This window comes from Stenotrophomonas sp. CFBP 13718, from assembly GCF_014842145.1.
GTDB lineage: Bacteria > Pseudomonadota > Gammaproteobacteria > Xanthomonadales > Xanthomonadaceae > Stenotrophomonas.
This window is the reverse complement of record NZ_JACYVC010000004.1, coordinates 256,674-282,684: the sequence shown is the minus strand read 5'-3', so window position 1 is coordinate 282,684 and position 26,011 is coordinate 256,674. Positions and strand designations below refer to the sequence as shown.

At 66.3% G+C, this 26,011-nt stretch carries 23 protein-coding genes and 2 tRNA genes; 15 read left to right on the top strand and 10 right to left on the bottom strand.

Annotated elements, in window-relative coordinates:
* The first annotated feature begins 10 nt into the window (after positions 1 to 10).
* Entirely contained in the window at positions 11 to 1,081 is a 1,071-nt protein-coding gene (gene queG, locus IFT58_RS09300; protein ID WP_192094537.1) for a tRNA epoxyqueuosine(34) reductase QueG, read from the top strand.
* Positions 1,082 to 1,138: 57 nt separating this feature from the next.
* Positions 1,139 to 2,482, top strand: a complete 1,344-nt coding sequence (gene xseA, locus IFT58_RS09295) for an exodeoxyribonuclease VII large subunit (RefSeq protein ID WP_192094536.1) — start codon at positions 1,139 to 1,141, stop codon at positions 2,480 to 2,482.
* A gap of 48 nt (positions 2,483 to 2,530) precedes the next feature.
* Here the strand turns inward: xseA and IFT58_RS09290 are convergent, their stop codons facing one another.
* A complete protein-coding gene (locus IFT58_RS09290) occupies positions 2,531 to 3,424 on the bottom strand; it encodes a M48 family metallopeptidase (protein ID WP_192082630.1) in 894 nt (297 codons plus the stop codon).
* Between the two features lie 56 nt (positions 3,425 to 3,480).
* Positions 3,481 to 5,199 (bottom strand): formylglycine-generating enzyme family protein, encoded by a 1,719-nt coding sequence (locus IFT58_RS09285; protein WP_342029550.1) that lies wholly within the window; start codon positions 5,197 to 5,199, stop codon positions 3,481 to 3,483.
* 245 nt (positions 5,200 to 5,444) lie between these two features.
* On the opposite strand from IFT58_RS09285, the gene rnd reads away from it, so the two are divergent.
* On the top strand, positions 5,445 to 6,518 hold the full coding sequence (gene rnd / locus IFT58_RS09280) for a ribonuclease D (protein WP_192094535.1): 1,074 nt from the start codon (positions 5,445 to 5,447) through the stop codon (positions 6,516 to 6,518).
* Positions 6,519 to 6,593: 75 nt separating this feature from the next.
* Here rnd and IFT58_RS09275 read toward each other — a convergent pair whose 3' ends face one another.
* Together IFT58_RS09275 and IFT58_RS18790 are read right to left on the bottom strand one after the other, a co-directional pair.
* The gene (locus IFT58_RS09275; protein WP_192094534.1) at positions 6,594 to 8,894 is read right to left on the bottom strand and encodes a TonB-dependent receptor; all 2,301 of its coding nucleotides are present in this window, start codon (positions 8,892 to 8,894) and stop codon (positions 6,594 to 6,596) included.
* Between the two features lie 162 nt (positions 8,895 to 9,056).
* Entirely contained in the window at positions 9,057 to 11,591 is a 2,535-nt protein-coding gene (locus tag IFT58_RS18790) for a Cache 3/Cache 2 fusion domain-containing protein (protein ID WP_249405206.1), read from the bottom strand.
* Positions 11,592 to 11,828: 237 nt separating this feature from the next.
* Here IFT58_RS18790 and IFT58_RS09265 point away from each other — a divergent pair.
* Positions 11,829 to 11,904, top strand: a tRNA-Ala gene (locus tag IFT58_RS09265).
* Positions 11,905 to 11,966: 62 nt separating this feature from the next.
* On the opposite strand, the gene IFT58_RS09260 is transcribed toward IFT58_RS09265, so the two are convergent.
* A complete protein-coding gene (locus IFT58_RS09260; RefSeq protein WP_188326792.1) occupies positions 11,967 to 12,137 on the bottom strand; it encodes a hypothetical protein in 171 nt (56 codons plus the stop codon).
* 170 nt (positions 12,138 to 12,307) lie between these two features.
* Between IFT58_RS09260 and IFT58_RS09255 the strand changes: the two genes are divergently transcribed.
* Positions 12,308 to 12,769 carry a hypothetical protein gene (locus tag IFT58_RS09255; RefSeq protein WP_192082623.1) on the top strand — a complete coding sequence of 154 codons (462 nt, stop codon included), beginning with the start codon at positions 12,308 to 12,310 and terminating at the stop codon, positions 12,767 to 12,769.
* A gap of 13 nt (positions 12,770 to 12,782) precedes the next feature.
* Here the strand turns inward: IFT58_RS09255 and IFT58_RS09250 are convergent, their stop codons facing one another.
* Positions 12,783 to 13,811, bottom strand: a complete 1,029-nt coding sequence (locus tag IFT58_RS09250; protein ID WP_192094533.1) for an NADP-dependent oxidoreductase — start codon at positions 13,809 to 13,811, stop codon at positions 12,783 to 12,785.
* 337 nt (positions 13,812 to 14,148) lie between these two features.
* On the opposite strand from IFT58_RS09250, the gene IFT58_RS09245 reads away from it, so the two are divergent.
* From IFT58_RS09245 to dxs, 8 genes are all read left to right on the top strand, one after another.
* Positions 14,149 to 14,224 (top strand) — tRNA-Phe (locus tag IFT58_RS09245).
* Positions 14,225 to 14,327: 103 nt separating this feature from the next.
* Positions 14,328 to 14,540, top strand: a complete 213-nt coding sequence (locus tag IFT58_RS09240) for a ParD-like family protein (RefSeq protein ID WP_192082620.1) — start codon at positions 14,328 to 14,330, stop codon at positions 14,538 to 14,540.
* Complete coding sequence (map, locus tag IFT58_RS09235) at positions 14,537 to 15,304, top strand: type I methionyl aminopeptidase (RefSeq protein WP_192094532.1); 768 nt, start codon at positions 14,537 to 14,539, stop codon at positions 15,302 to 15,304. The genes IFT58_RS09240 and map overlap by 4 nt, the downstream gene beginning before the upstream one ends.
* A 282-nt stretch (positions 15,305 to 15,586) precedes the next feature.
* Positions 15,587 to 16,138: a lipocalin family protein gene (locus tag IFT58_RS09230; protein ID WP_192094531.1), complete on the top strand. Its 552-nt coding sequence runs from the start codon at positions 15,587 to 15,589 to the stop codon at positions 16,136 to 16,138.
* 174 nt (positions 16,139 to 16,312) lie between these two features.
* Positions 16,313 to 16,789 (top strand): LEA type 2 family protein, encoded by a 477-nt coding sequence (locus IFT58_RS09225; RefSeq protein WP_192094530.1) that lies wholly within the window; start codon positions 16,313 to 16,315, stop codon positions 16,787 to 16,789.
* A gap of 44 nt (positions 16,790 to 16,833) precedes the next feature.
* Positions 16,834 to 18,621, top strand: a complete 1,788-nt coding sequence (locus tag IFT58_RS09220) for an acyl-CoA dehydrogenase C-terminal domain-containing protein (protein ID WP_192094529.1) — start codon at positions 16,834 to 16,836, stop codon at positions 18,619 to 18,621.
* Between the two features lie 121 nt (positions 18,622 to 18,742).
* Complete coding sequence (locus IFT58_RS09215; RefSeq protein WP_188326784.1) at positions 18,743 to 19,408, top strand: HNH endonuclease; 666 nt, start codon at positions 18,743 to 18,745, stop codon at positions 19,406 to 19,408.
* Between the two features lie 104 nt (positions 19,409 to 19,512).
* Entirely contained in the window at positions 19,513 to 21,420 is a 1,908-nt protein-coding gene (dxs, locus tag IFT58_RS09210; protein WP_192082652.1) for a 1-deoxy-D-xylulose-5-phosphate synthase, read from the top strand.
* A gap of 138 nt (positions 21,421 to 21,558) precedes the next feature.
* Here dxs and IFT58_RS09205 read toward each other — a convergent pair whose 3' ends face one another.
* The 3 genes from IFT58_RS09205 to IFT58_RS09195 form a co-directional block, all read right to left on the bottom strand.
* On the bottom strand, positions 21,559 to 22,152 hold the full coding sequence (locus IFT58_RS09205; RefSeq protein ID WP_192094528.1) for a DUF3011 domain-containing protein: 594 nt from the start codon (positions 22,150 to 22,152) through the stop codon (positions 21,559 to 21,561).
* 150 nt (positions 22,153 to 22,302) lie between these two features.
* The gene (locus tag IFT58_RS09200) at positions 22,303 to 22,506 is read right to left on the bottom strand and encodes a hypothetical protein (protein ID WP_192082609.1); all 204 of its coding nucleotides are present in this window, start codon (positions 22,504 to 22,506) and stop codon (positions 22,303 to 22,305) included.
* A 164-nt stretch (positions 22,507 to 22,670) separates the two neighbouring features.
* Entirely contained in the window at positions 22,671 to 22,889 is a 219-nt protein-coding gene (locus tag IFT58_RS09195) for a hypothetical protein (protein WP_192094527.1), read from the bottom strand.
* A gap of 409 nt (positions 22,890 to 23,298) precedes the next feature.
* Between IFT58_RS09195 and IFT58_RS09190 the strand changes: the two genes are divergently transcribed.
* Together IFT58_RS09190 and IFT58_RS09185 are read left to right on the top strand one after the other, a co-directional pair.
* Positions 23,299 to 23,532 carry a DUF1653 domain-containing protein gene (locus IFT58_RS09190; protein WP_192082606.1) on the top strand — a complete coding sequence of 78 codons (234 nt, stop codon included), beginning with the start codon at positions 23,299 to 23,301 and terminating at the stop codon, positions 23,530 to 23,532.
* A gap of 53 nt (positions 23,533 to 23,585) precedes the next feature.
* A complete protein-coding gene (locus IFT58_RS09185; RefSeq protein ID WP_192094526.1) occupies positions 23,586 to 24,365 on the top strand; it encodes a transporter in 780 nt (259 codons plus the stop codon).
* Between the two features lie 305 nt (positions 24,366 to 24,670).
* Here IFT58_RS09185 and IFT58_RS09180 read toward each other — a convergent pair whose 3' ends face one another.
* The gene (locus IFT58_RS09180; RefSeq protein WP_188326778.1) at positions 24,671 to 25,993 is read right to left on the bottom strand and encodes an MFS transporter; all 1,323 of its coding nucleotides are present in this window, start codon (positions 25,991 to 25,993) and stop codon (positions 24,671 to 24,673) included.
* Positions 25,994 to 26,011: the final 18 nt, after the last annotated feature.

Genomic DNA, 26,011 nt, shown 5'->3' with positions numbered 1-26,011 from the left:
ACTTGCCCCCATGTCCCCCGCCCCTGCCCCCGTCGATCCCCACCTGGCCGTACAGCGCATCCGCGCCCTCGCCCGCGCGCATGGCTTCCAGCGCTGTGGCATCGCGGGCGTCGATCTGGCCGAAGACGAAGCGCATCTGGCGGACTGGCTGGGCCAGGGCCTGTACGGCACGATGGACTGGATGGCCCGCCACGGCACCCTGCGCGCGCGCCCTGCCGAGTTGCTGCCGGGCACCGTCCGGGTGATCTCGCTGGGCATGGATTACAGCCACAAAGATGACACCGAAGCCTGGGCGACCCTGGCCGACCCGGGCCGCGCCTATGTGGCGCGCTATGCACTGGGGCGTGATTACCACAAGCTGATGCGCAACCGGCTGCAGAAGCTGGCAACGCAGATCAGCGATGAGGTCGCCCCGCTGGGATTCCGCGTCTTCGTGGATTCGGCGCCCGTGCTGGAACGCGCCCTGGGCCGCAATGCGGGGCTGGGCTGGATCGGCAAGCACACCTGCCTGATCGACCGTAACGGCGGCTCGTGGTTTTTCCTGGGCGAGATCTACATCGACCTGCCGCTGCCCATCGATACGCCTGCGAGTGCGCACTGCGGCACCTGCACCCGTTGCATCGAGGTCTGCCCCACCCAGGCGATCATCGCGCCGCAGCGGCTGGACGCGCGCCGCTGCATCTCCTACCTGACCATCGAGCATGACGGTGCGATACCAGAGGACATGCGTCCGCTGATCGGCAATCGCATTTACGGCTGTGACGATTGCCAACTGGTCTGCCCCTGGAACAAGTTCGCCAAACGTACCGACGAAGCCGATTTCCGTGCCCGCAACAATCTCGACCAGGCGCGGTTGGACGACCTGTTTGCCTGGGACGAAGCGGAGTTCCTGCAGCGTACCGAAGGCAGCCCGATCCGTCGCAGCGGCCACCAGCGCTGGCTGCGCAACATCGCCGTCGCGCTGGGCAATGCGCCCACCTCCGCGCCGGTGGTGGACAGCCTGCGCACGCGCGCAGCCGACCCGTCCGAGATGGTGCGCGAACACGTGCACTGGGCGCTGGCCCAGCACGGCGCGGGATGATCCACACGGGGTGACGTGCGACCATGAGCGCCTGATCCACGCTGGTCCGTGATTCCCATGCAACAACGCAGCATCGATGTGCTTACTCCCAGCCAGCTCAATACGCTGGCGCGCGACCTGCTGGAAGGCAGCTTCCCGGCCATCTGGGTGGAGGCCGAACTGGGCAGCGTGGCGCGGCCGTCATCAGGCCATATGTACTTCACGCTGAAGGATGCGCGGGCGCAGCTGCGCGCGGCGATGTTCCGCATGAAAGCCAGCGCGCTGCGCTTCGTGCCGCGCGAGGGCATGCGCGTACTGGTGCGTGGCCGGGTGACGTTGTACGACGCGCGCGGCGAGTACCAGATGGTGCTCGATCACATGGAGGAAGCTGGCGAAGGGGCCCTGCGCCGTGCGTTCGAGGAACTGCAGGCGCGGCTGGAAGCCGAAGGGCTGTTCGCCAGCGACCGCAAGCGCGCGTTGCCCGCACACGTCGGCCGGCTGGCGGTGATCACCTCGCCCACCGGAGCGGCGGTGCGTGACGTGGTCAGCGTGCTCGCCCGCCGCTTCCCGCTGCTGCAGGTGGATGTACTGCCCAGCCTGGTGCAGGGCGCGACGGCAGCAGCGCAGATCACCCGCCTTCTGCAGGCAGCCGATGCCAGTGGCCGCTACGACGTGATCCTGTTGACCCGCGGTGGCGGATCGCTGGAAGACCTGTGGGCGTTCAATGACGAGGCGCTGGCCCGTGCGGTGGCCGCCAGCACCACGCCGGTCGTGTCGGCGGTCGGCCACGAAACCGACTTCAGCCTGACCGACTTCGCCGCCGATCTGCGCGCGCCCACGCCGTCGGTGGCGGCCGAGCTGCTGGTTCCTGACCAGCAGGACCTGGCGCGACGCCTGCGCCGTGATGCCGCGCGCCTGCAGCAGCTGCACCGGCAGACGATGACGCAGGCCATGCAGCGCGCGGACCGGCTGATGCTGCGGTTGAATGCATGCAGTCCACAGGCCCGCCTGCAGTTGCTGCAACGTCGCCACGCCGACCTGGGGCGGCGCCTGCAGGCGGTAGCAGCGCAGCAGCGGCACCAGCGCACGGCGCGTCTGCGCCACGCATCCGCGGTGCTGCGCGGTCATCACCCGCAGCGCCAGCTTGATGCCCTGCGCCAGAGACTGCTCGCACTGCGCGGGCGTCCGGATGCGGCAATGCAGCGCCAACTGCAGCGCGACGCGCTGCGCCTGCGGGGACTTGCGCGTTCAATGGAGGCGGTCAGCCCGCTGGCGACTGTTGCGCGTGGCTACAGCATTCTGACCCGCCATGACGATGGCACGCTGGTACGCAGCGTGGAGCAGGTGCAGGCCGGCGACGCGCTGCAGGCGCGCGTGGGCGACGGCGTGCTGGATGTGCAGGTGACCGCCGTCGAGCGCTGAGTCCAGATCGACGGCAAGGATTGACGGCCAGCGGCCGTCACTACCTGGTCATTTCTGTTCGCAGAACGTCTGCCGGTATTCCATCGCCTTGGGCATCAGCGCCTGCAGGTTCTGGATACGGGTGCCGGGATTGGGGTGGGTGGAGGAAAACTCCGGTTGCGACTGGCCGCCGCTGGCCTGCCCCATCCGTTCCCACAGCGGCACGGCTTCGCGCGGGTCGAAACACGCGGCCGCCGCCAGCATCAGGCCCACTTCGTCGGCCTGTGTTTCATGGCCACGCGCATACGGCAGCAGGTAACCGTAGCCCATCGCCGCCATCACCATCTGCTGTTGCTGCGGGTCCATGCCGCTGGCTGCGCCGGCCATCTGCCCGATCTGGGTCAGCTTCTGCTGCGCCATGCGCTGTGCGCCATGGCGCAGCAATGCATGGGCGATCTCATGGCCCATCACCACCGCCATGGCATCGCGCGTCTGCGCGACCGGTACCAGCCCGGTGTAGACCGCCATCTTGCCGCCGGGCAGACAGAACGCATTGGCCTGCTCGGACTCGATGACGTTCACTTCCCAATCAAACCCGCGCGAAAAATGACCCGGCTGCAGGCCGTGTTCCTGCGCCAGCGCCGTTTCCACCACGTCGACCTTGGCGATCAGGCGCTGGGCGATGTCACGCACGTCGCGCGACATCGGCGCGTTGGGATCCAGCGGCCGCTCCTGCGCGAGGATCTGCTGGTAGGCCTGCAGACCGAGGGCCTTTTCCTGATCGGCATCCAGCGCGCTGTCGATCAGCACCGATTCGCCGGTGTACGGATCCACCGTGCGGTTGGAAAACCAGTAGAACGCCGCGTAACCGGCGAAGGCCAGCAGCACCCACCAGCGGATGTTGCCGAACAGGCCGCGACGCGGACGCTGCTGCGGGGATCGGGAAAAGGGATCGTTGCGCATCACCGAGCGTCCTGGCCAAGACCCGCCGGAACGGGCGGGAACGCCGCCATCCTAGCTCAGATGCCGCGCACCAGGCGGAAGCCGATACGCGCGCTGGTGGTGTCCGAATCCTGGGACTGCCGCCATGCCGCACGGGTCTGTTCAGGCGAGTTCGCCCAGTTGCCGCCGCGTATGACGCGCGCCCGGCAGCCCGGGTTGTACCAGGCCGCGCCATCGGCGGGCGCGCGGCGGTAACTGGCGTGCCAGCAGTCGGCCACCCACTCGCTCAGGTTGCCTGCCATGTCATGCAGGCCCCAGGCGTTGGGCTTGAACATTGCCACCGGCGCCGCGCCCCAGTACCCGTCGCCGTACCCGATGAACGCATTCGCCCAGCGTCGACCGGACGGCGACACGTCCAGGCTGCCGGTGAAGTTGCCCGAGTCCTCCGGCGGCTTCCCGCCATCGCCCCAGGGATAGCGCCCGGCGTTGCCCGCACGCATTGCATACTCGAACTCGGCTTCGCTGGGCAGGCGATACGAGCGGCCGGTCTGTTCGCTCAGCCAGCTCGCATAGGCTTCTGCGTCGCGCACGCTGACGTGCATCACCGGTTGGTTGGCCAACGCGCGGCCGCCATCGTAATCGGACTGCCAGTCCACGCCGCTGCGGCGGATGAAGTTGCCACTGCGCTCGTCATAGACGATGGAATGGCCGCGCCGGGTTGCGCGCGGACGTGCATTGGCCGATTTCACGAAGCGCGCAAAATCGTCCACCGTGACCTCCGTGATCGCCATCGCAAAGCCGCGCTCGAAGCGGACGTAATGCGACGGGCGTTCGGCATCGGTGGCACCAGGCTCGGTCGGCCCGGCGCCCATCTGGAAGCCGCCATGCGGCACGACGGTCATCTGCGGCCCGCGCCCCCCATCCCGCAGCGCGTCGCTGAACACCTGCCCCGGGCGGAAGCTCCCGTAGTGGGTGGCCAGTTCAATGCGCTCGCGCAGCAGCGCCACCGCCGGGTCACCGGGCAGCGCGATGCGCATCGCGGCTTCCAGCTTCTCCCGTGCCGGCTTCAGGCCCTGCGGGGTGACCAGGTCACGCAGGCCCTGGTCGCGCAGCGTGGCCAGCGTGGCGGCGCGGATCGCCTCGATCCGCTCGAAGGCGTCGGAAATGGTGGGGGACGCGTCATGGACCTTGCTCGCCTCGGCCAGCCAGCGCCCAGCAGCAGCAAAGTCCGCTGACCGGGCGGCACGCTCGGCACGGCCGATCAGCCCGCTCTCCGCTGCGGCGAGACCCTGGCGGGCGCGTCCATTGTCTTTGTCCAAGGCCAGTGCCTCGCGGAAATTGACGATCGCGCCGTCGCCGTCTTCGCCGATCTGCCCGGCCCGCAGGTCATCCTCGCCCGCGCGGTTGAAGGCCACGACACGCTGGGCACGCTCTACACGCTGCTGCAGCGCGCGCACCTTTTCATCATCGGGCGCGATGGTCATCAGGACCAGCGCCAGCTGGGTGGCTTCGGCCAGGGCCATGCGCTGCTGCAGCGGCTGCGCCAACAGCGCATCGGCCTGCGCGAGCAACGCACCACGTGCACGCTGCAGTCCCTGCCGCGCACGACGGTCGTCCGGATCCTGTTGCAGCAGCGCCAGCCAGATCGGGATGGCATCCTCGGCGGATTCGTACAGACGCCCCTCACGCAGCGCCGCATCGGCGGCCCGGCGAGCCGCAGCGCGATCGGCGGCATCGATCTGTACCGACGGCGGCGTCCAACGCTGCACCGTCTCGGCCTCGTCCTCGCCCCCTATGGTGACCGTGCCGCTGCTGGCCTCCTGCGCATCCGGCGCCGGCGCGGGCGGTGCGGCCTTGCCCGGCGGCGTCTGCGCCGGGGGCGGTGGTGGCTCTCCGCAGCCGGTCGCGCCCAGCAGCCACAGGGCGGTCAACAGCAGGGGCAGGCGCGGCAAACGCAAAACCATCTCCTTCATGCCGGGGGTGACGGCCGACGTTAGGCTATTCTCCCCTGCCTGAGCAAACGCGAGAAGTCGAACGCCCCGTGGCAATCTGGATCACCACCCCCGCAGACCTGCAGGCGCGCCATGCGCAGCGCCCCACCCGCATCGGCCTGGATACCGAGTTCATCCGCGAACGCACCTTCTGGCCCCAACTGGCCCTGGTGCAGATGGCGGTCGGCGAAGAGATCCTGCTGATCGATCCGCTCGCCCCCGGCATGGCCGAGGCCCTTGCGCCGTGGCTCACCGATACCTCCATCGTGAAAGTGATGCACAGCGCCAGCGAAGACCTGGTGGCGTTCAAGCACACCTGTGGTGCCCTGCCCCGACCCCTGTTCGATACCCAGATCGGCGCCTCACTGGCGGGCATCGGCGGTGGCATGGGCTACCAGAAGCTGGTGCAGGAAATCACCGGCGTGGCGTTGGCGAAGGGCGAGACCCGCTCGGACTGGATGCGCCGCCCGCTGTCGGACTCCCAGCTGCAGTACGCCGCCGACGATGTGGAGCACCTGTTCGCCCTGCACGATGCCATCAGCGCCAAGCTGGAGGCACAGGGTCGCCTGCAGTGGCTGGCTGACGACGGCGAGCGCCTGCTGGCCAGCGTGGCCAACGACGAAGACCTCTGGCCGCACCTGGGCATGCGCTCTGCGCAGTTCCTCGATGTGGCTGCCCAGCATCGGCTGCTGCGCCTGCTGCGTTGGCGTGACGTGCAGGCCCGCGCAAGCGATCGCCCGCGCAGCTGGATCCTGGACAACGAGCTGGCGGCCACGCTGGCACGCGTCCCGCCTGTCGACGAAGCGGCGCTGGGCCGGCTGTTCGACCAGTTCCCGAAGGCGCCGCGCAAGCTGGCCGGTGCGGTATGGCAGGCACTGAATACCCCGCTGGCAGATGAAGCGGAGGCACCACGGATCCTGCCGGCCACCGACACCAACAAACAGGCGCTGAAGAATCTGCAGGATGCCGTTGCCGAATGCAGCCGCGAACTGGACCTGCCGGACGGCGTGCTGGCATCGCGCAAGCACCTGGAAAGCTACCTGGAACGCCGCACCTGGCCTGCCCCGTTGGCCGGTTGGCGCCAGCAGGTGCTGGAGCCGAAGCTGCAGCCGTTGCTGCCCTGACGAACCCGGTAGTGACGGCCGCTGGCCGTCAAGCAGTGGCAGTGACGGCCAGCGGCCGTCACTGCCGGTTATCCGTTACCAGTTCATGTTCAACGACACGCCGACGGTGCGCGGCTCGTTGTACACCGCAGCCATGTAGTTCTCGATCACACCCTTGAGGTTCTTCTCGTTGGTGATGTTGCGCGCGAACAGCGCCACTTCGTACGCGCCGTAGTTGCCGGAGTAGCCCAGCTTCAGGCCGCCTTCGAAGTCGCCCTTGGAATTGAACTCCGCCGAGTCATACAGCACGAAGCTGGTGTAGCCCTGCTTGTTCCAGTCCGTCGATACGAACAGCGTGTCGGCGTCGTTGAGGGGGATGTCGTAGCGCGCGGCGAGATTGATCCCGTACTTCGGCGCGTTCGGCAGCGGATTGCCGTTGATCTGCGCGAACGTGTTGGCCCCCACGTTGATCGTCGGGTCGGCCACCGTGCACACCACCACGCCGTTCAGGGCGCAGACCTGTGCATACACGCGGTCGTCCTGGATCTCGCTGTGCAGCAGGCTCAGGCCGGCACTCAGGGTCAGGTTCGGGATCGGGCGCAGCTCCATGTCCGCCTCCAGGCCGTAGGCGCGCGCCTTGTCGGCGTTGAACAGCACGCCGTTGCCGTCCGAATCGTTGCCGTTGAGCTGGATATCGTTGACCGCGTAGGTGAAGGCCGTAGCGTTCAGGCGCAGGCGGTTGTCCCACAGGCTGCTTTTCACGCCGGCTTCCCAGGACAGGATTGTTTCCGACTCGGCGGTAGTGAAGTCCGAGTTGAACACCGCCGAGCGACCCTGGATCGTCGGGCCCCGGAAGCCCCGCGCGACCTTGGCGTAGACACCCACCTGGTCGTTGATCTGGTACATCGCACTGAGGTCCCAGCTGGGCGTGGTGTCGCTCATTTCCACGTCGGTGCGGCCACGATAGGTGACCAGCCCTGCCGCCGTATCGGCGGTCTTCAACAGACGTGTGCGCTTTTCGTCACGGGTCTGGCGCAGGCCGGCGGTGAGGGTCAGCTTGTCGGTAGCGGCATAGCTGAGCTGGCCGAAACCCGCGAAGGACGTATTGGTATTGCGCAGGCGCACCCAGTTGTTCGGGTTGCGCGCCGCACCCTGCAGGAACCACGCCCGCTGGTAGAAATCGGTGGTGTCACGGCCATCGAAGTAGAACGCACCGACCTGCCACTTGAGGCGGTCCTCGCCGACGCTGGCCAGCCGTACTTCCTGGGTCCACTGGTCCAGGTCGCGCACCTGGCCCATCGACTGGCCAAAGCCGTTGGGCACGCCGTTGACCGGGAAGTTGGCCGCCGCACCGCCATCGGTGTCGCCACGGCTGTAGCCGGAGGTGGTTTCGTAGGCGGTGATAGAGGTCAGCTCGACATTGCCGAAATCGTAGGTGGCCTTCACCGATCCGCCGTACGTCTTGTACGCCTGCGGATTGTTGGCGGCCTCGTCGTACGCCACCCGATCGCGCGGCGCGGTGGGCTGGTTGGAGCCCTTGCTGATCGCATTGCGCAGGAACAGCGTGGAGGTGCCTTCGTAATCACGCGCATGGGCCGAGGCCAGCACCGAGAACGCGTCGGTCGGGGTCAGCAGCAGCTGCGCGCGCACGTTGCGATCGTCGAAGCCCCCCATCGCGTTCTTGCGCGGCGCTACCGTGCCATCCGCACTGGAGCCGGCGTAGGTGTTGTCGACGTAGTCATCGCGGTGCTGGTAAAGCGCCGACACGCGGAACGCCGCGATGTCGTTGATCGGCGCCCCGAAGCCGGCATCGACGGCCACGCTGTTGTGGGTGCCGTAGCTGGCATTGACGCGCCCGCTCGGATCCTGGCTGGGCTTGATGGTGTCGAACTTGACGATGCCGGCGGTGGTGTTGCGGCCGAACAAGGTGCCCTGCGGGCCGCGCAGCACCTCGATCTGGTCCACGTCGTAAACCGGATTGGACTTCAGCACCACGTGCTCCAGGACCACGTCATCCTGGATGATGGATACCGGCTGCGAGGCACCCAGGTAGAAGTCGATGTTGCCCAGGCCACGGATGTAGAAGCGCGGGAAGATGCGGCCCGTGGTGGTTTCGGCATAGAAGCTCGGCACGCGGCCGGACAGCGCCAGCAGGGTGTCATCGCCACCGGCGGTGTAGTCGCGCAGCTTCTCGCCCTGCACTACGCCCACCGATACGGGCACCTCCTGCAGGTTCTGCTCGCGGCGCTCGGCGGTCACGGTGATGGCGTCCAGCGCCGTGGCGCTGGGGGCCCCGCCGGCCTGCTGGGCGAAAGACGGTGCCGCCATGCCCAGTGACAATGCAGCGCAGGCCAGCGCCAGCGGGTGGCGACGGAAGGATCGGTAATTGGGGTGCATGGAGAGGATTCGAGTGAGCGTCCGTGCGGCCTGCGCGAGCCGGGCGGATGAGGAAATCAAAGCGCGCAGGCGCACAGTATGGCGATTGCGTTTCAATTTGGTGGCAAGCCCGTCCCCCCTGAAGGCGCCGCGCAGGGCGCGGCGCTGCCTGTCGTGCCGGAACTACGCCGCCGCCATGCTCCCGCGCGCCAGCATGAAACGTGCGGTCGCCTCGCGAAGGGCCTGCGCCTGCGCCGTCATCGCCTGCGCGGAAGCGGAGGTTTCCTCCACCAGCGCGGCATTCTGCTGGGTCACCCCGTCCATCTGCACGATGCTCTGGTTGACCAGTTCGATGCCCGCGGCCTGCTCGCGCGAGGCGGCGGCGATGCCGCCGATCACACCACCCAACTCATCCACTGCGGCGACTACCTGTTGCAGCGTCTGCCCGGCCTGCGCGGCAAGCGTGGTGCCCGTGCCCACCTGCTCCACTGAATCATCGATCAAGCCCTTGATCTCGCGCGCGGCCTGCGCCGAACGCTGTGCCAGGGTGCGCACCTCGCTGGCCACCACGGCGAAGCCCCGTCCCTCTTCGCCGGCGCGGGCGGCCTCCACCGCTGCGTTGAGTGCCAGGATGTTGGTCTGGAACGCGATGCCGTCGATCACCGTGGTGATATCGGCGATCCGCCGCGACGACGCCTCGATCAGCGCCATCGTCTGCTCCACCTGCGATACCGCCTGCCCGCCCTGGGTCGCTACGGCCGATGCCTGCAGCGCCAACCGGTCCGCGCGCGCGGCATGATCGGCGCTCTGCCGCACGGCCGCCGTCATTTCTTCCATCGACGCGGCCGACTCCTCCAGGTTCGCGGCCTGCTGTTCGGTACGCCGCGACAGGTCTTCGCTGGCGGCTGCGGTTTCCGCCGCCGCCGCCGATACGCCGTCGGCCGAGCGCTGGATGCCGGCAATGATGCCGCCCAGGCTGTCCACCGTGGCATTGGCATCGTCGCGCATCTCGGCGAACACGCCCTGGAAATCGCCTTCGATGCGGCTGCGCAGGTCGCCACGTGCCAGGTTGCGCAGCAGGTCCGACAGCGCCGACAGGTTGTGGTCGGCGGTGGTCATGAGCGTGTTGAGGCCTTCCACCATCTCGCGGAAATCATTCTCGAACGCCTGCGCATCACCGCGCGCACTGAAGTCACCGGCCGCCGCGGCCGCGACCAGGCGCTTGATCTCACCGTTGATGGACAGCAGCCGTGAACGCACGCCGTTGACGGCCGTACTGATCTTTGCTTTTTCACCCGGCAGTTCGGCCATCGACGCAGACAGGTCACCGGCCGCGTACTGCTGCACCAGCTCGACCATGTCCAGCTTGGTGCGTACATGGGAATCCACCAGTGCATTGGTGCCTTCCACCATGCTGCGGAAGGCGCCCTCGAACGGGGCGGCATCGATGCGATAGCTGATGGTGCCGTCGGTATGCTGCTGCGCCATCTGGTCCTGCGCGGCGGAGACGGCGCGCAGGGTGGACTGCATGCGCCGCATCGACGCCAGCAGGCGTCCGACCTCGTCGGCACGGCGTTGCGGGATGTGGCGGTCCAGACGCCCGGCGGACACATCGACAGCGACCTGTTCGGCCTCCTGCAGCGGGCGTCCCAGCAGGCGGCGCATGGCCAGCACGGTGGCCGCGATCACCGCCAGCAGGGCCAGTGCGGAAATGCCGGCGATCTGCAGCAGCAGCGTGCGCAGCACGTCCTGCAGGACCGATACCGGCTCCAGCCCCAGCACCATCCAGCGCCACGGCCCATGCGCCTGCGCGGAAACGAAATAGTCGCGCGTGCCGGCACCATCGGCGGTGCGCAGGCGCAGCGTCGCCGAGGCCTCGCGGCCTTCCAGCAGGGCCTGCAGCACGGGGCGGTCCTCCACAGCCACCCGCTCGCTGAGTGCGGTGCCTTCTCCGGCAGCCGCAGCGATCACCTTGCCGAAGCTTTCGCCCGGGCGGGTGTCGACCGCCATGAAGTAGCCTTCGCGGCCCAGGGTAGATTCGCGCAGGCTGGATTTGAGGGCGGCAAGGCCGGCCGACTGGTCCTGGCCGACGAAGGCGATGCCGACGACCTCGCCTGCGGCGTCCTTCATCGGCATGTAATACGTCATGTAATCGGTGCCGAACAGATGCGCCGGGCCGCTGAAGGACTCACCGGCCATGATCTTCGGGTAGGCCAGATGGGCGTGGTCCAGCTTGGTGCCCAGCACACGCTCGCCCGCCGCATTGCGCAGCGAGGTCGCCACGCGGATGAAGTCATCCCCTTCGCGCACGAAGATGGTGGCGACGCCGCCGGTGGAGGAGGCAAAGCGGTCCACCGATGCGTCATCCAGGGCCAGCGGCGTAGCGCCGAAGCGCAGCTGCGGCGCGGACTGGCCGGCCACCTCGACACGCTGCTCGGCGTCGACCGTCGGATCGCCGGGCGGCAACGCACTGCGGAACAACTCGGCCATATGGCGTGTGCTCTCACCCAGGCTGCGGTCATACAGCGCCACGGAGTCGCGCATCAGGCTGGCCGATGTGGTGAGTCCGGCCTCTACCCGCTGCTGGTAGCTGGCTGCTGTCTGCCGGTAGATCAGCAGGGCGAGCAGGATGAAGGCCGTGGCCGTGATCGCGGCGAGCAGAAGCGCCAGGCGGCTGGAAATGGACATCGTGGAACCGGTGGCGGCAGAAGTCGTCATCGAGAGGCACTTTGGTTGGAAGGGGAAGGCGCGTGTTGCACGTCACACTTCTATCGGCACCAATTCGGTCCTCTTTAGCCTTGGATCGATCCAAGGAACCCCGCGATTTATCTGCAAGCCGTTGATCGGAATCGAAATAGCCGTGTAACCGGTTACATCACCACGATGTGCGCCCTTCCGGGTGAAGCGCGGATGCTTGGCAAGTATTCAGCAGTTGGATAGACTCGACCACGCCATGGGGCCATAGCTCAGCTGGGAGAGCGCGTCGTTCGCATCGACGAGGTCAGGAGTTCGATCCTCCTTGGCTCCACCATGATTACAACGAAAAACCCCGGGAGCGATCCCGGGGTTTTTTGTTGTCGCGGCCGGCACGGATCAGGCTGGCTCGCCGCCACCATCCTTGCGCTCCGGTTTCTTCGAGTGCGCGTCACGCACTTTCTCGTCCTGCTGGCCCGGCCGCTGCTTGGCCACGTCGTCGTGGCGCTGGTCCTGCTGGCTTTCCTGCACGCCGGCCTTGTCGTCCTGGTTCTGCTTGTCATCCACCATGAGTGCTGCCCTGTGCTGCTGCGGCGGCACGATGCCCCCGCCTGCCGACCACGCTAGCGACGTGCTCGTGAGCCGCACATCACGACGACGCGATGGCGCCGTGCAGCGTCGCTTGGCGCGGCCGCATGACCGCGTCACACTGGGCGCCTGCCATCGAACACGGACGTCCCATGCGCATCACCCTGCTGCTCCCTGCCCTGCTGCTGTGCGCCAGCTGTGCCCATCACGGCAGCGTTGCGCCGCCACGGCCGCCAGCGATGGCAGGCTGGATCACCCCTGCCGAAGCGGTGCACGCCGCCAACGATGATCCGCAGCGCGGCATCAGTGGCACCTTCGTGATCAACGTGCGCGCTGTCGACCTGACCGACCACGGGTTGTACCTCAACAGCGAAACGGACTATCGCCACCAGGCCAATCTGACCGTGTGGCTGGCGCCCGAGCAGGCCGATGCGCTGCGGGCACGGCTGGACAATCTGCCGCTGGACCGGCTGGTCAACCGCCGCCTGCTGGTACAGGGCACCGCCCGTCGCGAGAAGATCGTCTTCAGCCGCGATGGCGTGCCCAGCGACAAGTACTACTACCAGACGCACGTGCGCCTGAGTGACCCGCGCCAGGCCCGCTTCGCCCCCTGATCGCGGCGGCTGATCAATCCAGCTTCACCACCAGCTTGCCGAAGTTGCGTCCCTGCAGCAGTCCGAAGAAGGCATCCGGAGCCGCATCCAGCCCCTGCACGATGTCTTCGCGGTACTGGATGCGGCCTTCGCGCAGCCACTGCGCCATGTCCTGTTCAAAGCGCGGGAACAGATCGTTGAAGTCGGACTGGATGAAGCCGCGCACGTTCAAGCGCTGGCGCAGGACCTGGCTGAAAAAGCCGGGCAGCCGATCCGGCCCCGGCACCTGCACACCGCGTGTGTTGTAGGTGGCGATGGTGCCGCACACGGGCACGCGGGCGAAGTCGTTGAGCAGCGGCAGCACCGCATCGAACACTTTGCCGCCGACGTTCTCGAAGTAGACATCGATGCCGTCAGGCGCAGCGTGGCGGAGCTGCTCGGCGAAGTCATCCGCACGGTGGTCCAGTGCCACATCCGCGCCCAGTGTTTCCACATACGCGCGCTTGGCCTCGCCACCGGCGATGCCCACCACGCGCGCGCCCTGCTGCTTGGCCAACTGCACCACCGTAGCGCCCACCGGCCCACTGGCGGCGGCAACCACCAGGGTTTCGCCGGGCTGCACACGGCCGATTTCCTGCAGCCCCGCGTAAGCGGTGAAACCCGGCATGCCATGCACGCCCAGCGCGGTGCTCAGCGGCAATCCCGCGGGATTCAAGCGGCGGCTGATCGATGCGGCATCCACCACGGCATGGGTCTGCCAGCCACCGGGCGCGATCACCAGCGTGCCGACCGTCAGCGCATCGTCGGCCGACGCCACCACCTCGCTTACCGTGCGTCCCTCCATCACGGCATCCAGCGCAACCGGCGGTGCATACGACGGTCCCTCTTCCATCCGACCGCGCATGTACGGGTCCAATGAGAGATAGTGATTGCGCAACAGCACCTGCCCCGGTTGCAGCGGAGGAAGTGCGGCCTGCTCACGACGGAAGTTGGCCGCCACCGGCGCCCCGTTCGGCCGCGAAGCAAGCACGATGCGGTCGGTACTGCTGACAGAAACGCTCATCGGTCATATCCATTTTCTGAAAGGAGACCACCGACGTTACGCCCCTCGGCCGCAGCAGAGTGCGACACGAAAACAGCGTTCCATGGCGTGCTGTGCATCTGCACGCGTGCGGTGCCTGACACAGCAGCATTGCCCACGCACGCGTCGCGACAGTTTTCCACGCAGCGCATCGCACACGCAGAAGGCGGGTTGCAGCAACGCAGGATCAACCACTTGCATGCGCATCCGCAGCGCGCAGACACGAATGTGAAGTTTTTTCTGCAAAAGGCTTGCCGAACTGCTTCGACGTCCGTAATATGCGCCTCCTCGGCAGCGACATCGCTGCAACGAAACAAGTGGCCGAGTAGCTCAGTTGGTAGAGCAGGGGATTGAAAATCCCCGTGTCGGCGGTTCGATTCCGTCCTCGGCCACCATTAGTTTCGAAGGGTCTGCGTACATGCAGGCCCTTTTTTTTTGCCCGTTGCTTGCGATATACGATACATATACGATTCGTATATTCCGTAACCAGGTACTTCCATGGGCATCGTCAACATCGACGACGAACTGCACGATCAGCTGCGTCGCGCGTGCACGGTCAGCCACCGCTCGATCAATGCGCAGGCCAACTTCTGGATCAAGGTGGGCATGCTGTGCGAAATGCATCCGGAGACGAGCTTCCAGGACATCGTCGCCAGCGAGCTGCGCGCTGCCGGCGTACAGCCGAAGCGACTCAGTGAACCGCGCACATGATCAAGAGTGCGCAGGAAATCGCCTTGATGGCCACGTCCGGCGCCCTGCTCGCGCAGGTGTTCGATCGCCTGGACCGGCTGTCGCTCGAGGGCCGCAGCACGATGGAGCTAAATGATCTGGTCGAACGGATGATCGTCGACGACCTGCAGGCGCGACCGGCCAGCAAGGGGCAGTACGATTTCCCGTTCGTGCTCAATGCGTCCATTGACGACATCGTCTGCCACGGCATGCCTTCAGCAGATGACGTGCTGCGCAGCGGGCAGATCGTCAATCTCGATATCACCCTGGAAAAAAATGGCTACATCGCCGATTCCAGCACGACGTATCTGGTGGGCGAAGTTGCCTATCCGGCGCGTCGCCTGGTGCGCGCGACGTACCTGGCGATGTGGAAAGGCATCGCGGCGGTGCGGCCGGGTGCACACACCGGCGACATTGGCCACGCCATCGCCCGCTTCGCGCGCGAAATGGGATACAGCGTGGTCAAGGAATACTGCGGTCACGGCATCGGTACGGAGATGCACGAGGAACCCCAGATCCTGCATTACGGCCATGCCGGCACCGGCGTGGAACTGGAAGAGGGAATGGTGTTCACCATCGAACCGATGCTCAACCAGGGCAAGGCCGCGATCCGGCACCGCCCGGACGCATGGCCCGTGCATACGCGCGACGGCAGACTGTCAGCGCAGTTCGAACACACCGTGGCGGTGACACGCGAGGGTGTGCAGGTACTGACCCTGCGACAAGGCGAGAGCGCTCCCGCCTGAGCGCAGCGCCCGCACCTGCCGGCAGTTCGTGCGGATCAGGTCGGCGCGAAGCTGCGGGTTGCCTTCTTTTCGGTCTTTTCCGCCTTCTTTTCCTTGGCCGTCTTCGCCGGCTTCTTCTTCTGGTCTTTCTTCTGGTTCATACCCTTGCTCATTACGGCATTCCCTTTGTCGGTAGCGACGGCCGGAGCATGGCACATCCGGGGCGGAGGCGGATCGCGCACTTCACATCGGTGGAGCTGCCGGCATGGCTAAGATCGACCCCTACGACCTTGGGCCCCCACCATGAAAAATCGTCATGCCCTGCCCCGCCTGCTGGCATCCGCTGTGCTGCTGTGCCTCACCGTGAGCGCATACGCTGCCGAGCCGGTGCGCTCGGTTGCAGCGCTGGATATCGACCGCTACGCCGGCCAGTGGCATGAGATCGCGCACCTGCCCGTGTCGTTCCAGAAAAAGTGCGTGGGTGACATCACCGCGACCTACAGCCTGCGCAGCGACGGGCGCATCAGCGTGCTCAACGGCTGCCGCGTGGAAGATGGCAGCCGGCTCCAGGCCGAGGGCGTGGCGCGCCCGGTCACCGGCGAGCCCGGACAGCTGCAGGTGCGCTTTGCGCCGGACTGGCTGTCGTGGGTCCCGCTGGTATGGGCGGATTACTGGGTGATCGCGCTGGACCCGGACTACCAGTGGGCGGTGGTCGGCGAGCCGGATCGCAAATACCTGTGGATCCTGTCGCGCTCGCCAAGCATGCCGCGGGCGCAGTTGGACGCCCTGAAGGCACGTGCCGAATCGATGGGCTACGACCTGGCGCCACTGCGGGTGTTGGCGCCCATCGAATAACGGGCTCGCCACGATGATCCAGGAGCCGGATCCCGCTTGCGGCACTGCAGAGAGCGCGAGCCCCGTCGTCGTGCGTACCGATTAGGATTGGCGTTCAGCCGAAGCCCTGTGCACGGCACCATACGCCGTAGTATCTTCCTTCCCACGCACTCTCTTCCGCGAGGACCTGCGCCCATGTTCCGCCGCTTCCGTACTGCCCTGATTCTGCTTTCCCTGCTCGCCCTGACCGCCTGCGGCGAGGGCGTGGTGAAGCGCGTTTCCGAACCCGCCACGCGCCTGCAGCAGCTCACCGTCAATGCCGACGGGAGCTGGAAGATCGCGCTGCGCCTGCAGAACTTCAGCTCGATGCCGATGCGCTTCGATGACGTGGCACTGAAGCTTTCGGTTGGCGACGCCGACGCCGGGACGCTAAGCACCAAGCCCGGCGTGTCCATCGGCGGCACATCGGCCGACGTGATCGAACTGCAGGTGCAGCCCGCTGCACAGGCGCGCCTGATGGTGGCCGATGCACTGGCCGGCAACCACACCCTTTCCTACACGCTGGAAGGATCGGTCTCAGCCACGCCGGAAGAGAAAAAGCAGCGCACGTTCCAGATCAACAACCGCAGCACTCTCAACCCCGCACCGGGCCTGCCCGGCGTGCTGCGCTGATTTCCACCTTCCCTGCCCCCCGCCCCTGATCGAGACGCTTCACGATGAGCAGCTATACCGCCCCGCTTTCCGACCTGCGCTTCGCCCTGCATGACGTGCTCAAGGTGGAGGCACTGTTCGCCCGCCTGGGCTTCAGTGATGCCACCGCCGACGTGGTGGATGCCGTACTCGAAGAGGCAGGCCGCTTCAGTGGCTCGGTGCTGGCGCCCTTGAACAGCGTCGGCGACGAGGTGGGCTGCGTGCTCGACCAGGCAAGCGGTGAAGTCACCACGCCGCCCGGCTTCAAGCAGGCCTACGACCAGTTCGTCGAGGGCGGGTGGACAGGCCTGACCGCGTCGCCCGACGTTGGCGGACAAGGTCTGCCGCACACGCTGGGGGTCCCGCTCAATGAAATGATCAACGCGGCCAACCTGGCCTGGGGCAATTTCCCGCTGCTGTCGCACGGTGCGATCGAGGCGCTGAAGCACCATGGCGAAGCGTGGCAGCACGAAGCGTTCCTGAAGCCGCTGATCGAAGGCCGCTGGACCGGCACCATGTGCCTGACCGAACCCCACTGCGGCACCGACCTGGGCCTGCTGAAGACCAAGGCCGAGCCGAATCCGGATGGCAGCTACGCGATCACCGGCACCAAGATCTTCATCACCGCCGGCGAGCACGACCTGACCGACAACATCGTGCATCTGGTGCTGGCCAAGCTGCCCGGCGCACCGGCCGGCGCGAAGGGCATTTCGTTGTTCGTGACGCCCAAGTTCAAGGTCGATCGCGAGGGCCAGGTCGGCGAACGCAACGCGCTGCGGTGTGGCTCGATAGAACACAAGATGGGCATCAAGGGCTCGGTCACCTGCGTGATGAACTTCGACGGCGCCGAGGGGTATCTCGTCGGCCAGCCGCACAAGGGCCTGCAGGCAATGTTCACCATGATGAACACCGCGCGCCTGGGTGTGGGCCTGCAGGGCATCGGCCTGTCCGAGCGCGCTTATCAGAACGCGCTGACGTATTCGCGTGAGCGGCTGCAGTCGCGCTCGCTGAGCGGCGCGAAGTTCCCGGACAAGCCGGCTGATCCGATCATCGTGCACCCCGATGTGCGCCGCATGCTGCTGACCATCAAGTCGCTGCTGGAAGGCAGCCGCCTGCTAGCGCTGCATGCCGGCACGTTGATCGACATCGCCCACGGCGCGCAGGACCCCGCCGAGCGCGAGCGTGCCGACACGCTGGTGAGCTTCCTGACGCCCATTTCGAAGGCATGCCAGACCGAATGGGGCATCGAGAATACCTACAACGCCCTGCAGTGCTTCGGCGGCCACGGCTATATCCGCGAACACGGCATGGAGCAGTTGGCCCGCGATGCCCGCATCACCACGCTGTATGAAGGCACGACCGGCATCCAGGCCCTGGACCTGATCGGCCGCAAGACCGCCTCCAGCCAAGGCGCAGGCCTGAAACTGTTCCTGGCGGAGATCGACACCTTCGCGCAGGCGCACCAAGGGGACGACGCGTTGGCGGAGTTCATCGCACCGCTGCGCGCGAAGGCCAGTGAGTGGGGCGCATTGACGATGGACGTCCTGCAGCGTGCGGCCGGCAATCCCGACGAACTCGGCGCAGCCAGCCACGACTACCTGTTCTACTCCGGGTATGTGGTGCTGGCGTACTGGTGGGCCCGCAGCGTGGCCGCCGCTGATGCCAGCGCACAGAGCGATGCGTTCAAGCAGGCCAAGCGCGAAACGGCACGTTTCTACTTCGCGCGCGTGCTGCCACGCACCCTGGCACACGCCGCCGCGATCCAGGCCGGCGCCGACACGCTGATGGCGATGGACGACGCGCGCTTCGGCTGACGGCCAGCGGCCGCCACTACCCGGTAGCGCCGAGCCATGCTCGGCGAGCGCAGCGGCGATCATGACCGTGCGGGGGGCTGTTACACAAAGCGTCATCTTTCGGGTATAAGCTGTTATTCCGATGGAGACAGACACTACACGCCTGGGTCTGATCACTACCGGAGCTGCCTCATCCGCTCCGGAGGCCGGGTCATCGCCGCTCGCCAGCGCACTGCATCGCCCCGGCACCGTCCGCCTGCTTTCCCTTGATGCCCACGGCCGGGTCCTGGACTGGATCAACTGGCAGGACGCGTCGTGCCTGTATGCCCGCGGTGCGGTGTCGTGGACGCTGGGCGACCCCTGCCTGCACATTCACGGCGGCGTCAACCGGCTCAGCGGCCTGCGCAGCGGGATGGACCTGCACCCCATCATCGCCACCCGCGGGCACGCGCGTTCGCGGTCGCCCGCTCCCACGCCCAACCTCACCAATGCCGCGCTGTTCGCGCGTGACGCCCATCTTTGCCTGTACTGCGGGCAACAGCATTCACGTCCGGTTCTCACCCGCGATCATGTGATGCCGCTGTCCAAGGGAGGCCTGGATGTCTGGGAAAACGTGGTCACCGCGTGCTTCCACTGCAACTCGCGCAAGAGCAACCGGACCCCGCAGCAAGCGGGCATGCCCTTGCTGGCCGTGCCTTTCCGGCCGAGCTGGATCGAACACCTGATCCTGTCCAACCGAAATATCCTGGCCGATCAGATGGCCTTCCTGAAAGCGCAGCTGCCGAAGAAATCCAAGCTCTCGGCGTGATCCGGCAGCCATCAGCACTCACCGGGCGATCACGGATGTCGGAGTCTGCTTGCTCCACCTTGGAATGAGCGCGAAAATAGACGGTCAGCACAAGTACGAACATGATGATCGACTCTGCCCGCTATCCCCGTCTCTCGCGCATCCAGACACCGGATGAACTGCGCACGTTCGAAGAACCCGAACTGAGGGCGGTCGCCGACGAACTGCGCGCCTATCTGATCGAATCGGTAGGCCGCAGCGGGGGGCATTTCGCTGCCGGCCTGGGCGTGATCGAACTCACTGTCGCCCTGCATTACCTCTATCAGACGCCGCACGACCAGTTGGTATGGGACGTGGGCCACCAGACCTATCCGCACAAGATCCTGACCGGACGGCGCGATGAGATCCATACGGTAAAGCAGAAAGACGGCGTCGCTCCGTTCCCCAAGCGCGAAGAGAGCGAGTACGACACCTTTGGCGTCGGCCATTCGTCGACCTCGATTTCGGCCGCGCTGGGCATGGCGATCGCCCGCCAGCGTGAAGGCGATGATCGCCGCGTAGTGGCTGTGATCGGCGATGGCGCAATGACGGCAGGCATGGCCTTCGAGGCCCTGATGCACGCCGGCGGCATGGAACCGGAGCCGAACCTGCTGGTGATCCTCAACGACAACAACATGTCGATCTCCGAAGCCGTGGGCGGACTGACCAAAGTACTGGGCCGCGCAACGGGCAGCCGCACGCTCAATGCCCTGCGCGAAGGCGGCAAGAAGATCCTCGGCGACAAACGCAATAATCCCGCGCGCTTCGTCAAACGCTGGGAAGAACACTGGAAAGGCATGTTCGTGCCGTCCACGATGTTCGAAGAGATGGGCTTCCATTACACCGGCCCCATCGATGGCCATGACATGCCAGCGCTGCTGTCCACGCTGAAGACCCTGCGCACGCTGAAGGGCCCCAAGCTGCTGCACGTGCTGACCACCAAGGGCAAGGGCTACGAGCCGGCCGAGGGTGACCAGATCGGTTACCACGCAGTGGGGCCGTTCGATCCGGTCAAGGGCCTGGTGGCCAAGGGCGGCACGAAGAAGCCCACCTACACCGATGTCTTCGGCGACTGGCTGTGCGACGCCGCCGCCGCAGAGCCGCGCCTGCACGCCATCACCCCGGCCATGCGCGAGGGCTCCGGCCTGGTGCGTTTCAGCCGTGAGTATCCCGACCGCTACAACGACGTAGCGATCGCCGAACAACACGCGGTGACACTGGCAGCCGGCATGGCCACGCAGGGCGCCAAGCCGGTGGTGGCGATCTATTCCACCTTCCTGCAGCGCGCCTATGACCAACTGGTGCATGACGTGGCGATCCAGAACCTCGACGTGCTGTTCGCCATTGATCGCGCCGGCGTAGTGGGTCCGGACGGTGCCACGCATGCCGGCAACCTGGACCTGAGCTTCCTGCGCTGCGTGCCGAACATGGTGGTGATGGCGCCGTCCAACGAAGCCGAATGCCGGCAGATGCTGAGTACGGGCCTGCAGCACGCGGGTCCTGCCGCCGTGCGTTACCCGCGTGGCAGTGGCACCGGCGTGGCCGCCGGCACCGATCTGTCCACCCTGCCGATCGGCAAGGGCGAGGTCCGCGTGGAGGGCAGCCGGATCGCGCTGCTGGCCTTCGGCAGCACGGTCAACGATGCCGAGGCCGTCGGCCGCGCACTGGGCCTGACGGTGGTCAACATGCGCTTCATCAAGCCGCTGGACCGCGATCTGCTGCTGCAGCTGGCTGCCCGCCACGAGGGCTTCGTGACCATCGAAGACAACGTGGTGGCCGGTGGTGCCGGGTCCGCCGTGGCTGAGCTGCTCAGCACGGAAGAGGTGCTGAAGCCGTTCCTGCACCTCGGGCTGCCGGATGCCTTCCAGCATCACGCCAGCCGCGAAGATCTGCTGGGCGAAGCCGGCATCGATGCCGCCGGGATCCGGGCGGCGGTGCTGAAGCGCTGGCCGACGTTGGCGGCGGGCAGTACGCCGCTGAGCGCGGCAGGCTGATCGGGTAGCGCCGACCCCGGGTCGGTGGCGTGTCGCGTGGCTCCCGCCGAGCATGGCTCGGCGCTACACGCATTCCGATGGATCGTCAGGCCGTCCGTAGCGCCGAGCCATGCTCGGCGGGCCCCTGTATCCGCTAGCTCAGCGGACCTGGAACTGGCCGCGGCAGCCGTTGCTGACCCACACACCGTTGCGATCCCAGCCCCAGCTTTGCCCTTCGATGCAGGCCGTGCCGGATTTCTGCTTGATCAGGCGCGCGTCCTGCCGGATGGTGACGTTGCAGCGGCGCTGGCGACGATCATTCGAGTCGCAGTCGATCACCTGCCCTGCCGAGCCCCAGCCATTACCGTTGCCATTGCCGCCGCCCCAGTTGCCGCCGCCGTGGCCCGGGCGTGAGGGACGTCCCCGCTCGCCGACGAACTCTGCACGGCACCCATTGCTGACCCACACGCCGCCGCGCGACTGGCCCCAGCTCCGCCCTTCAACGCAGGCCGCGCCGGACAGCTGGCGTACCAGCCGTGCACGGCCGTCGAGTCGGCATTCCTTGTTGCGGTTTTTCACCGATTCGCAGCGGATGGTGGTGTTGCTGTTGCCGTACCGATCCTCCGCGTAGCGATCGTTGTCACGATACTGCGCGTGTGCCGTGCCGGCGATGCCGGCACCGACCAGCAGCGGCAGGCAGATCGCCCACAAGGAGCCCAAGGGGCGGCGTGAGGAAGACAGTTCCTGGGTCATGTGAAGCGTCCTGATCGATCGGTAGGCCGAGCATGGCGCAAGTTCAGCCCGACGCAAAGCCTCCGCGGGCGGAACCGGTCAGCCTCCGTTGTACTACCCCTACGCCCTGTTCAGCCTTGGGCCACACCTGCCTCGCGCTGTACTGCGATTTCAGCCGTAGCGGACGGTGTCAACGTAACTGTCGGGGGTTTCCACGCGTACCGCGCAGGCCTGGCCGGTGCGCGCATGCAGTTCACGCGCAAGCGCATCTGCGAAGTCGAACGCGGCGGTGCCTTCGTGGAACGAAACGGTTTCAGTCTTCTGGGGATGGAGCACGCGCCAGTGGCGCTGCTCGTTCTGGACGCGGATCAACATGTCGGTCTCTCTCCATGAGCAAACGGGATGCCACGACATACGGCCCGGGAGGGAAGCCTTCGCGCTGCCCTCGCCGTCCTGACCTGTGCCTGGCACCAATGGCCCCCGCCAGCCACCGAGACTAGGGGATGTCTGTCTCGGACTCCATCAGGGTTTTCTGATTTTCAGGCGCGGCCACTGCCACTGATACGCAGCGCCTCCACGCCCGCCTGGAACGCTTCGACACGCACCACGACATCCTGGCCACCCTCGCGGTGGCAGGAGCGGGCCAGTGCAGCCGCCACGTCGAATGCATCGCTGCCGCTGGCGAAATCCCGGTGCAAGGGATGCTGGGGGTGGACGACACGCCAGCGGCGTTCGACCTTTTCTACGACGATGACCATGGGGGAGCTCCTGGCAGGTAAGTGTGGGTCGGGTCAAGGCTGATGACGACAGCCCAGCCGTTGAGCAGATGCTAGGCGCCGGGCGTCCCTGACCCCATCGGTCCGGTCTGAAAGGCCCGCCCTGCCGGGAAATCACATCCCTGAGTCCGTTCACCGTGAACGCTACGTGATGCTTGTCACGTACCGGTGTTTTATTTCACACTGCGTACACCACAGGGGGCCCCTTCCACATGCGCACCTACTTCGCTCAACGTCCGTCATTGATCAAGTTCTACTTCGTCGCCAGCTACCTGGTCCTGGTCGAAGAGCTGCTGCGCGCCACCGTGTTCTGACCCGCGCTGCAACCGCAGTGGACGTGGCGACCGGGCCGTTGAACAATCCAGGTTCTTCCCCGTTGACCGGTGCCGCCATGTCCGACCTCCCCGCCCTGCCTCACCTGACACCGGGGCGCTATCGTCATTTCAAGGGCGGCCTCTATGAGGTGGTCGACGTCGTGCGCAGCAGCGAGTCGCTGCAGCCGATGGTGTTGTATCGCGCCCTGTACGGCGAAGGCGGTCTGTGGGTACGCCCGTACGACATGTTCGTCGAAACGATCGCCGGCGCAGAGGGTCCGCAGCCCCGCTTTGCCCGCCTGATCGATTGACCCGGGTATCGCGGCGGTCGCATCATCCGCGCACCGTTTCTGCAGGACATCCCATGCGCACTCCCCTGTTCGTCGCCTCCTTGCTGGGCCTGCTGCTGAGCGGCACCGCCGCCGCGCAACAGGCAGACGATGAGGACGTCCCCGCGTTCGATCGTCCGGGTCTCGGGCTGGGGACCGGTATCGTGCCGCGTGGCGCCATGGCACTGGAACTGGGCCTGCCGTCCTACACGCGCGACACCGCTCGCGACGGCGTCCGCAGCGAACAGTTCGACAGCGAGGTCACCCTGCGCACGGGCCTGGCGCCGCGGCTGGAACTGCAACTGTCGGGGTCACCCTGGCAACGCGAGCGCATGCGTACACCGACGGAACCGAGTCTTCGTGAGCGCGGCACCGGCGATACCCAGGTCGCACTGAAGTGGCTCGCCCCCCTGCGCACCGAGAACGACCGCTTTGCCGTGCTGGCGTCTGCGACGCTGGCACGGGGGAATGCCGCGTTCAGTGAGGGCAGGCAGTACGCGCTCGCCGGCAGCTGGGAACATGATTTCACTGAGGATCTGACCAGCGATCTGTATGTCAGCCATAGTCGTGGCGACGGACAGCGCTCAACGGTGTGGTCACCCAGCCTATCGCTGGCCTTGGGGCCGCGCTGGTCAGCTTTCATTGAAGCGGGTTTCACCCATACGCGGGGCGAGCCCAATGAATCGGTCGCGGGCGGCGGTGTCACCTTCCTGTGGAGCGAACGCATCCAGCTGGATGCGTCACTCGATGCCGGTCTGGACGCTGACAGCCCGGATCTGCAGGCAGGTGTGGGGCTGGCGGTCTACTTCGACTGAAGGGGACAGCGCGTTACCAGGGATTGAACATGGTGATGAACACGATCACCAGTACGACTGCAAAGGCGACCCAGAGGTAGCGGCCCTGACGCCACGAGGGCTTGGGCTTGCCGGGAGTATTCATGTGGCTCCGATCAGGTGAAGGACATTCCCAGAGTGCGTGAGTGGCAGCATCCGCAAGGTGCACGCCGCGTGCAGAGCGCGTCAGCATCGACGAGCCACACCTGTCCGCTCCGCACCACGAAAAAGGGCCCGCGCATCGCTGCACGGGCCCTTCTCATTTCATCACTGCTGGCTCAGCGCAGTCAGCTGCGTGTGCCATCCAGCCAGTTCGGGCCCTTGTTCTTCAGGAAGAAGATATAGACCACCAACGACACGGCAATGACCGCCGTGATGTAGATGATGAATTCATCCACGCGGCCCGTCGCGAGCGCGCCCTGGTACAGCAGCGGCGCGGTGCCACCGAACAACGAGTTGGCCAGGGCATAGCCCAGTCCGACGCCCAGCGCACGGATGTGTGCCGGGAACAACTCGGCCTTCACCACGGCGTTGATCGAGGTGTAACCGGTCAGGATGACAAAGCCGGTGGCCAGGATCAGGAACGCCGACAGGGCCGAGGTCTGCTGCGGAAGTGCCGTGATCAGGTACCAGGTGTAGAGCACGCCACCGATGCCGAAGAACACCAGCAGGCTCTTGCGGCCGATCCGGTCGGACAACAGCCCGCCCAGTGGCTGCAGCAGCATCAGGAACGTCAGGACGCCCAGGTTGATCAGCGTACCGGTGATCACGTCATCGCCGGCGAAAGCGGTCTGGATCATCTTCGGGCCATTGATGGTGTAGGTGTAGAACGCCACGGTACCGCCGGCCGTGATCAGGAAGCACAACAGCAGCGGACGCCACTGGTTGACGAACAGCTCACGCATGGAGCCCGTGGCCTTCGCCTTGCCGTCCTTCGCCGCTTCGATCGATTCCGCGCTCAGCGATTCGTCCATGGTGCGTCGCAGCCAGAACACGACCAGCGCGCCGATGCCGCCGATACCGAAGGCCACACGCCAGCCCCATTCAGACACGTGCGTCGCGTCCCAGGACAGCAGCATCACCAGCAGCACCGCCTGTGCGAGCACGTGGCCGCCGACCAGGGTCACGTAATGGAACGAGGACAGGAAACCGCGCCAGCCGGGAACGGCCGCCTCGGACATGTATGTCGCACTGGCGCCGTATTCGCCGCCGGTGGCGAAGCCCTGCAGCAGGCGGGCAAACAACAGGATCACCGCCGCCCAGATGCCGATGGAGGCCGCCGTAGGCGCGATGGCGATCAGGAACGAACAGGCGGCCATCACGCTGACCGACACGGTGAGCGCAAGCCGGCGGCCGTAACGGTCGGCGAAACGACCGAAGTACCACGCGCCGATCGGGCGCATCAGGAAGGTCGCGGCAAAGATGCCCCAGATGTACATGTTGGAGTTCTTGTCGTCGGCCGAGAAGAACTGGGATTCGAAATACTTGGCAAACACCGAGTAGACGTAAACGTCGTACCACTCGACCAGATTGCCGGCAGAGCCTTTCAGGGTATTGGATACCGAGCGCCGGAGAGCACCGGGCGCCAGGGGGATGGGGGAATTGCTCATGGGTGGATCATGCCCTCG

Bases quoted from the DNA above. Each gene is read 5' to 3' on its own strand.
- IFT58_RS09200 (WP_192082609.1), bottom strand. From the start codon at position 22,506: ATGTTGATCCGCGTCCAGAACGAGCAGCGCCACTGGCGCGTGCTCCAT.
- IFT58_RS18790 (WP_249405206.1), bottom strand. From the start codon at position 11,591: ATGACGACTTCTGCCGCCACCGGTTCCACGATGTCCATTTCCAGCCGC.
- map (WP_192094532.1), top strand. From the start codon at position 14,537: ATGATCAAGAGTGCGCAGGAAATCGCCTTGATGGCCACGTCCGGCGCC.
- IFT58_RS09250 (WP_192094533.1), bottom strand. From the start codon at position 13,811: ATGAGCGTTTCTGTCAGCAGTACCGACCGCATCGTGCTTGCTTCGCGG.
- IFT58_RS09230 (WP_192094531.1), top strand. From the start codon at position 15,587: ATGAAAAATCGTCATGCCCTGCCCCGCCTGCTGGCATCCGCTGTGCTG.
- dxs (WP_192082652.1), top strand. From the start codon at position 19,513: ATGATCGACTCTGCCCGCTATCCCCGTCTCTCGCGCATCCAGACACCG.
- xseA (WP_192094536.1), top strand. From the start codon at position 1,139: ATGCAACAACGCAGCATCGATGTGCTTACTCCCAGCCAGCTCAATACG.
- IFT58_RS09240 (WP_192082620.1), top strand. From the start codon at position 14,328: ATGGGCATCGTCAACATCGACGACGAACTGCACGATCAGCTGCGTCGC.
- IFT58_RS09185 (WP_192094526.1), top strand. From the start codon at position 23,586: ATGCGCACTCCCCTGTTCGTCGCCTCCTTGCTGGGCCTGCTGCTGAGC.
- IFT58_RS09220 (WP_192094529.1), top strand. From the start codon at position 16,834: ATGAGCAGCTATACCGCCCCGCTTTCCGACCTGCGCTTCGCCCTGCAT.
- IFT58_RS09290 (WP_192082630.1), bottom strand. From the start codon at position 3,424: ATGCGCAACGATCCCTTTTCCCGATCCCCGCAGCAGCGTCCGCGTCGC.
- IFT58_RS09205 (WP_192094528.1), bottom strand. From the start codon at position 22,152: ATGACCCAGGAACTGTCTTCCTCACGCCGCCCCTTGGGCTCCTTGTGG.
- IFT58_RS09275 (WP_192094534.1), bottom strand. From the start codon at position 8,894: ATGCACCCCAATTACCGATCCTTCCGTCGCCACCCGCTGGCGCTGGCC.
- IFT58_RS09255 (WP_192082623.1), top strand. From the start codon at position 12,308: ATGCGCATCACCCTGCTGCTCCCTGCCCTGCTGCTGTGCGCCAGCTGT.
- queG (WP_192094537.1), top strand. From the start codon at position 11: ATGTCCCCCGCCCCTGCCCCCGTCGATCCCCACCTGGCCGTACAGCGC.
- IFT58_RS09215 (WP_188326784.1), top strand. From the start codon at position 18,743: ATGGAGACAGACACTACACGCCTGGGTCTGATCACTACCGGAGCTGCC.
- IFT58_RS09190 (WP_192082606.1), top strand. From the start codon at position 23,299: ATGTCCGACCTCCCCGCCCTGCCTCACCTGACACCGGGGCGCTATCGT.
- IFT58_RS09195 (WP_192094527.1), bottom strand. From the start codon at position 22,889: ATGGTCATCGTCGTAGAAAAGGTCGAACGCCGCTGGCGTGTCGTCCAC.
- IFT58_RS09180 (WP_188326778.1), bottom strand. From the start codon at position 25,993: ATGAGCAATTCCCCCATCCCCCTGGCGCCCGGTGCTCTCCGGCGCTCG.
- IFT58_RS09225 (WP_192094530.1), top strand. From the start codon at position 16,313: ATGTTCCGCCGCTTCCGTACTGCCCTGATTCTGCTTTCCCTGCTCGCC.
- IFT58_RS09260 (WP_188326792.1), bottom strand. From the start codon at position 12,137: ATGGTGGATGACAAGCAGAACCAGGACGACAAGGCCGGCGTGCAGGAA.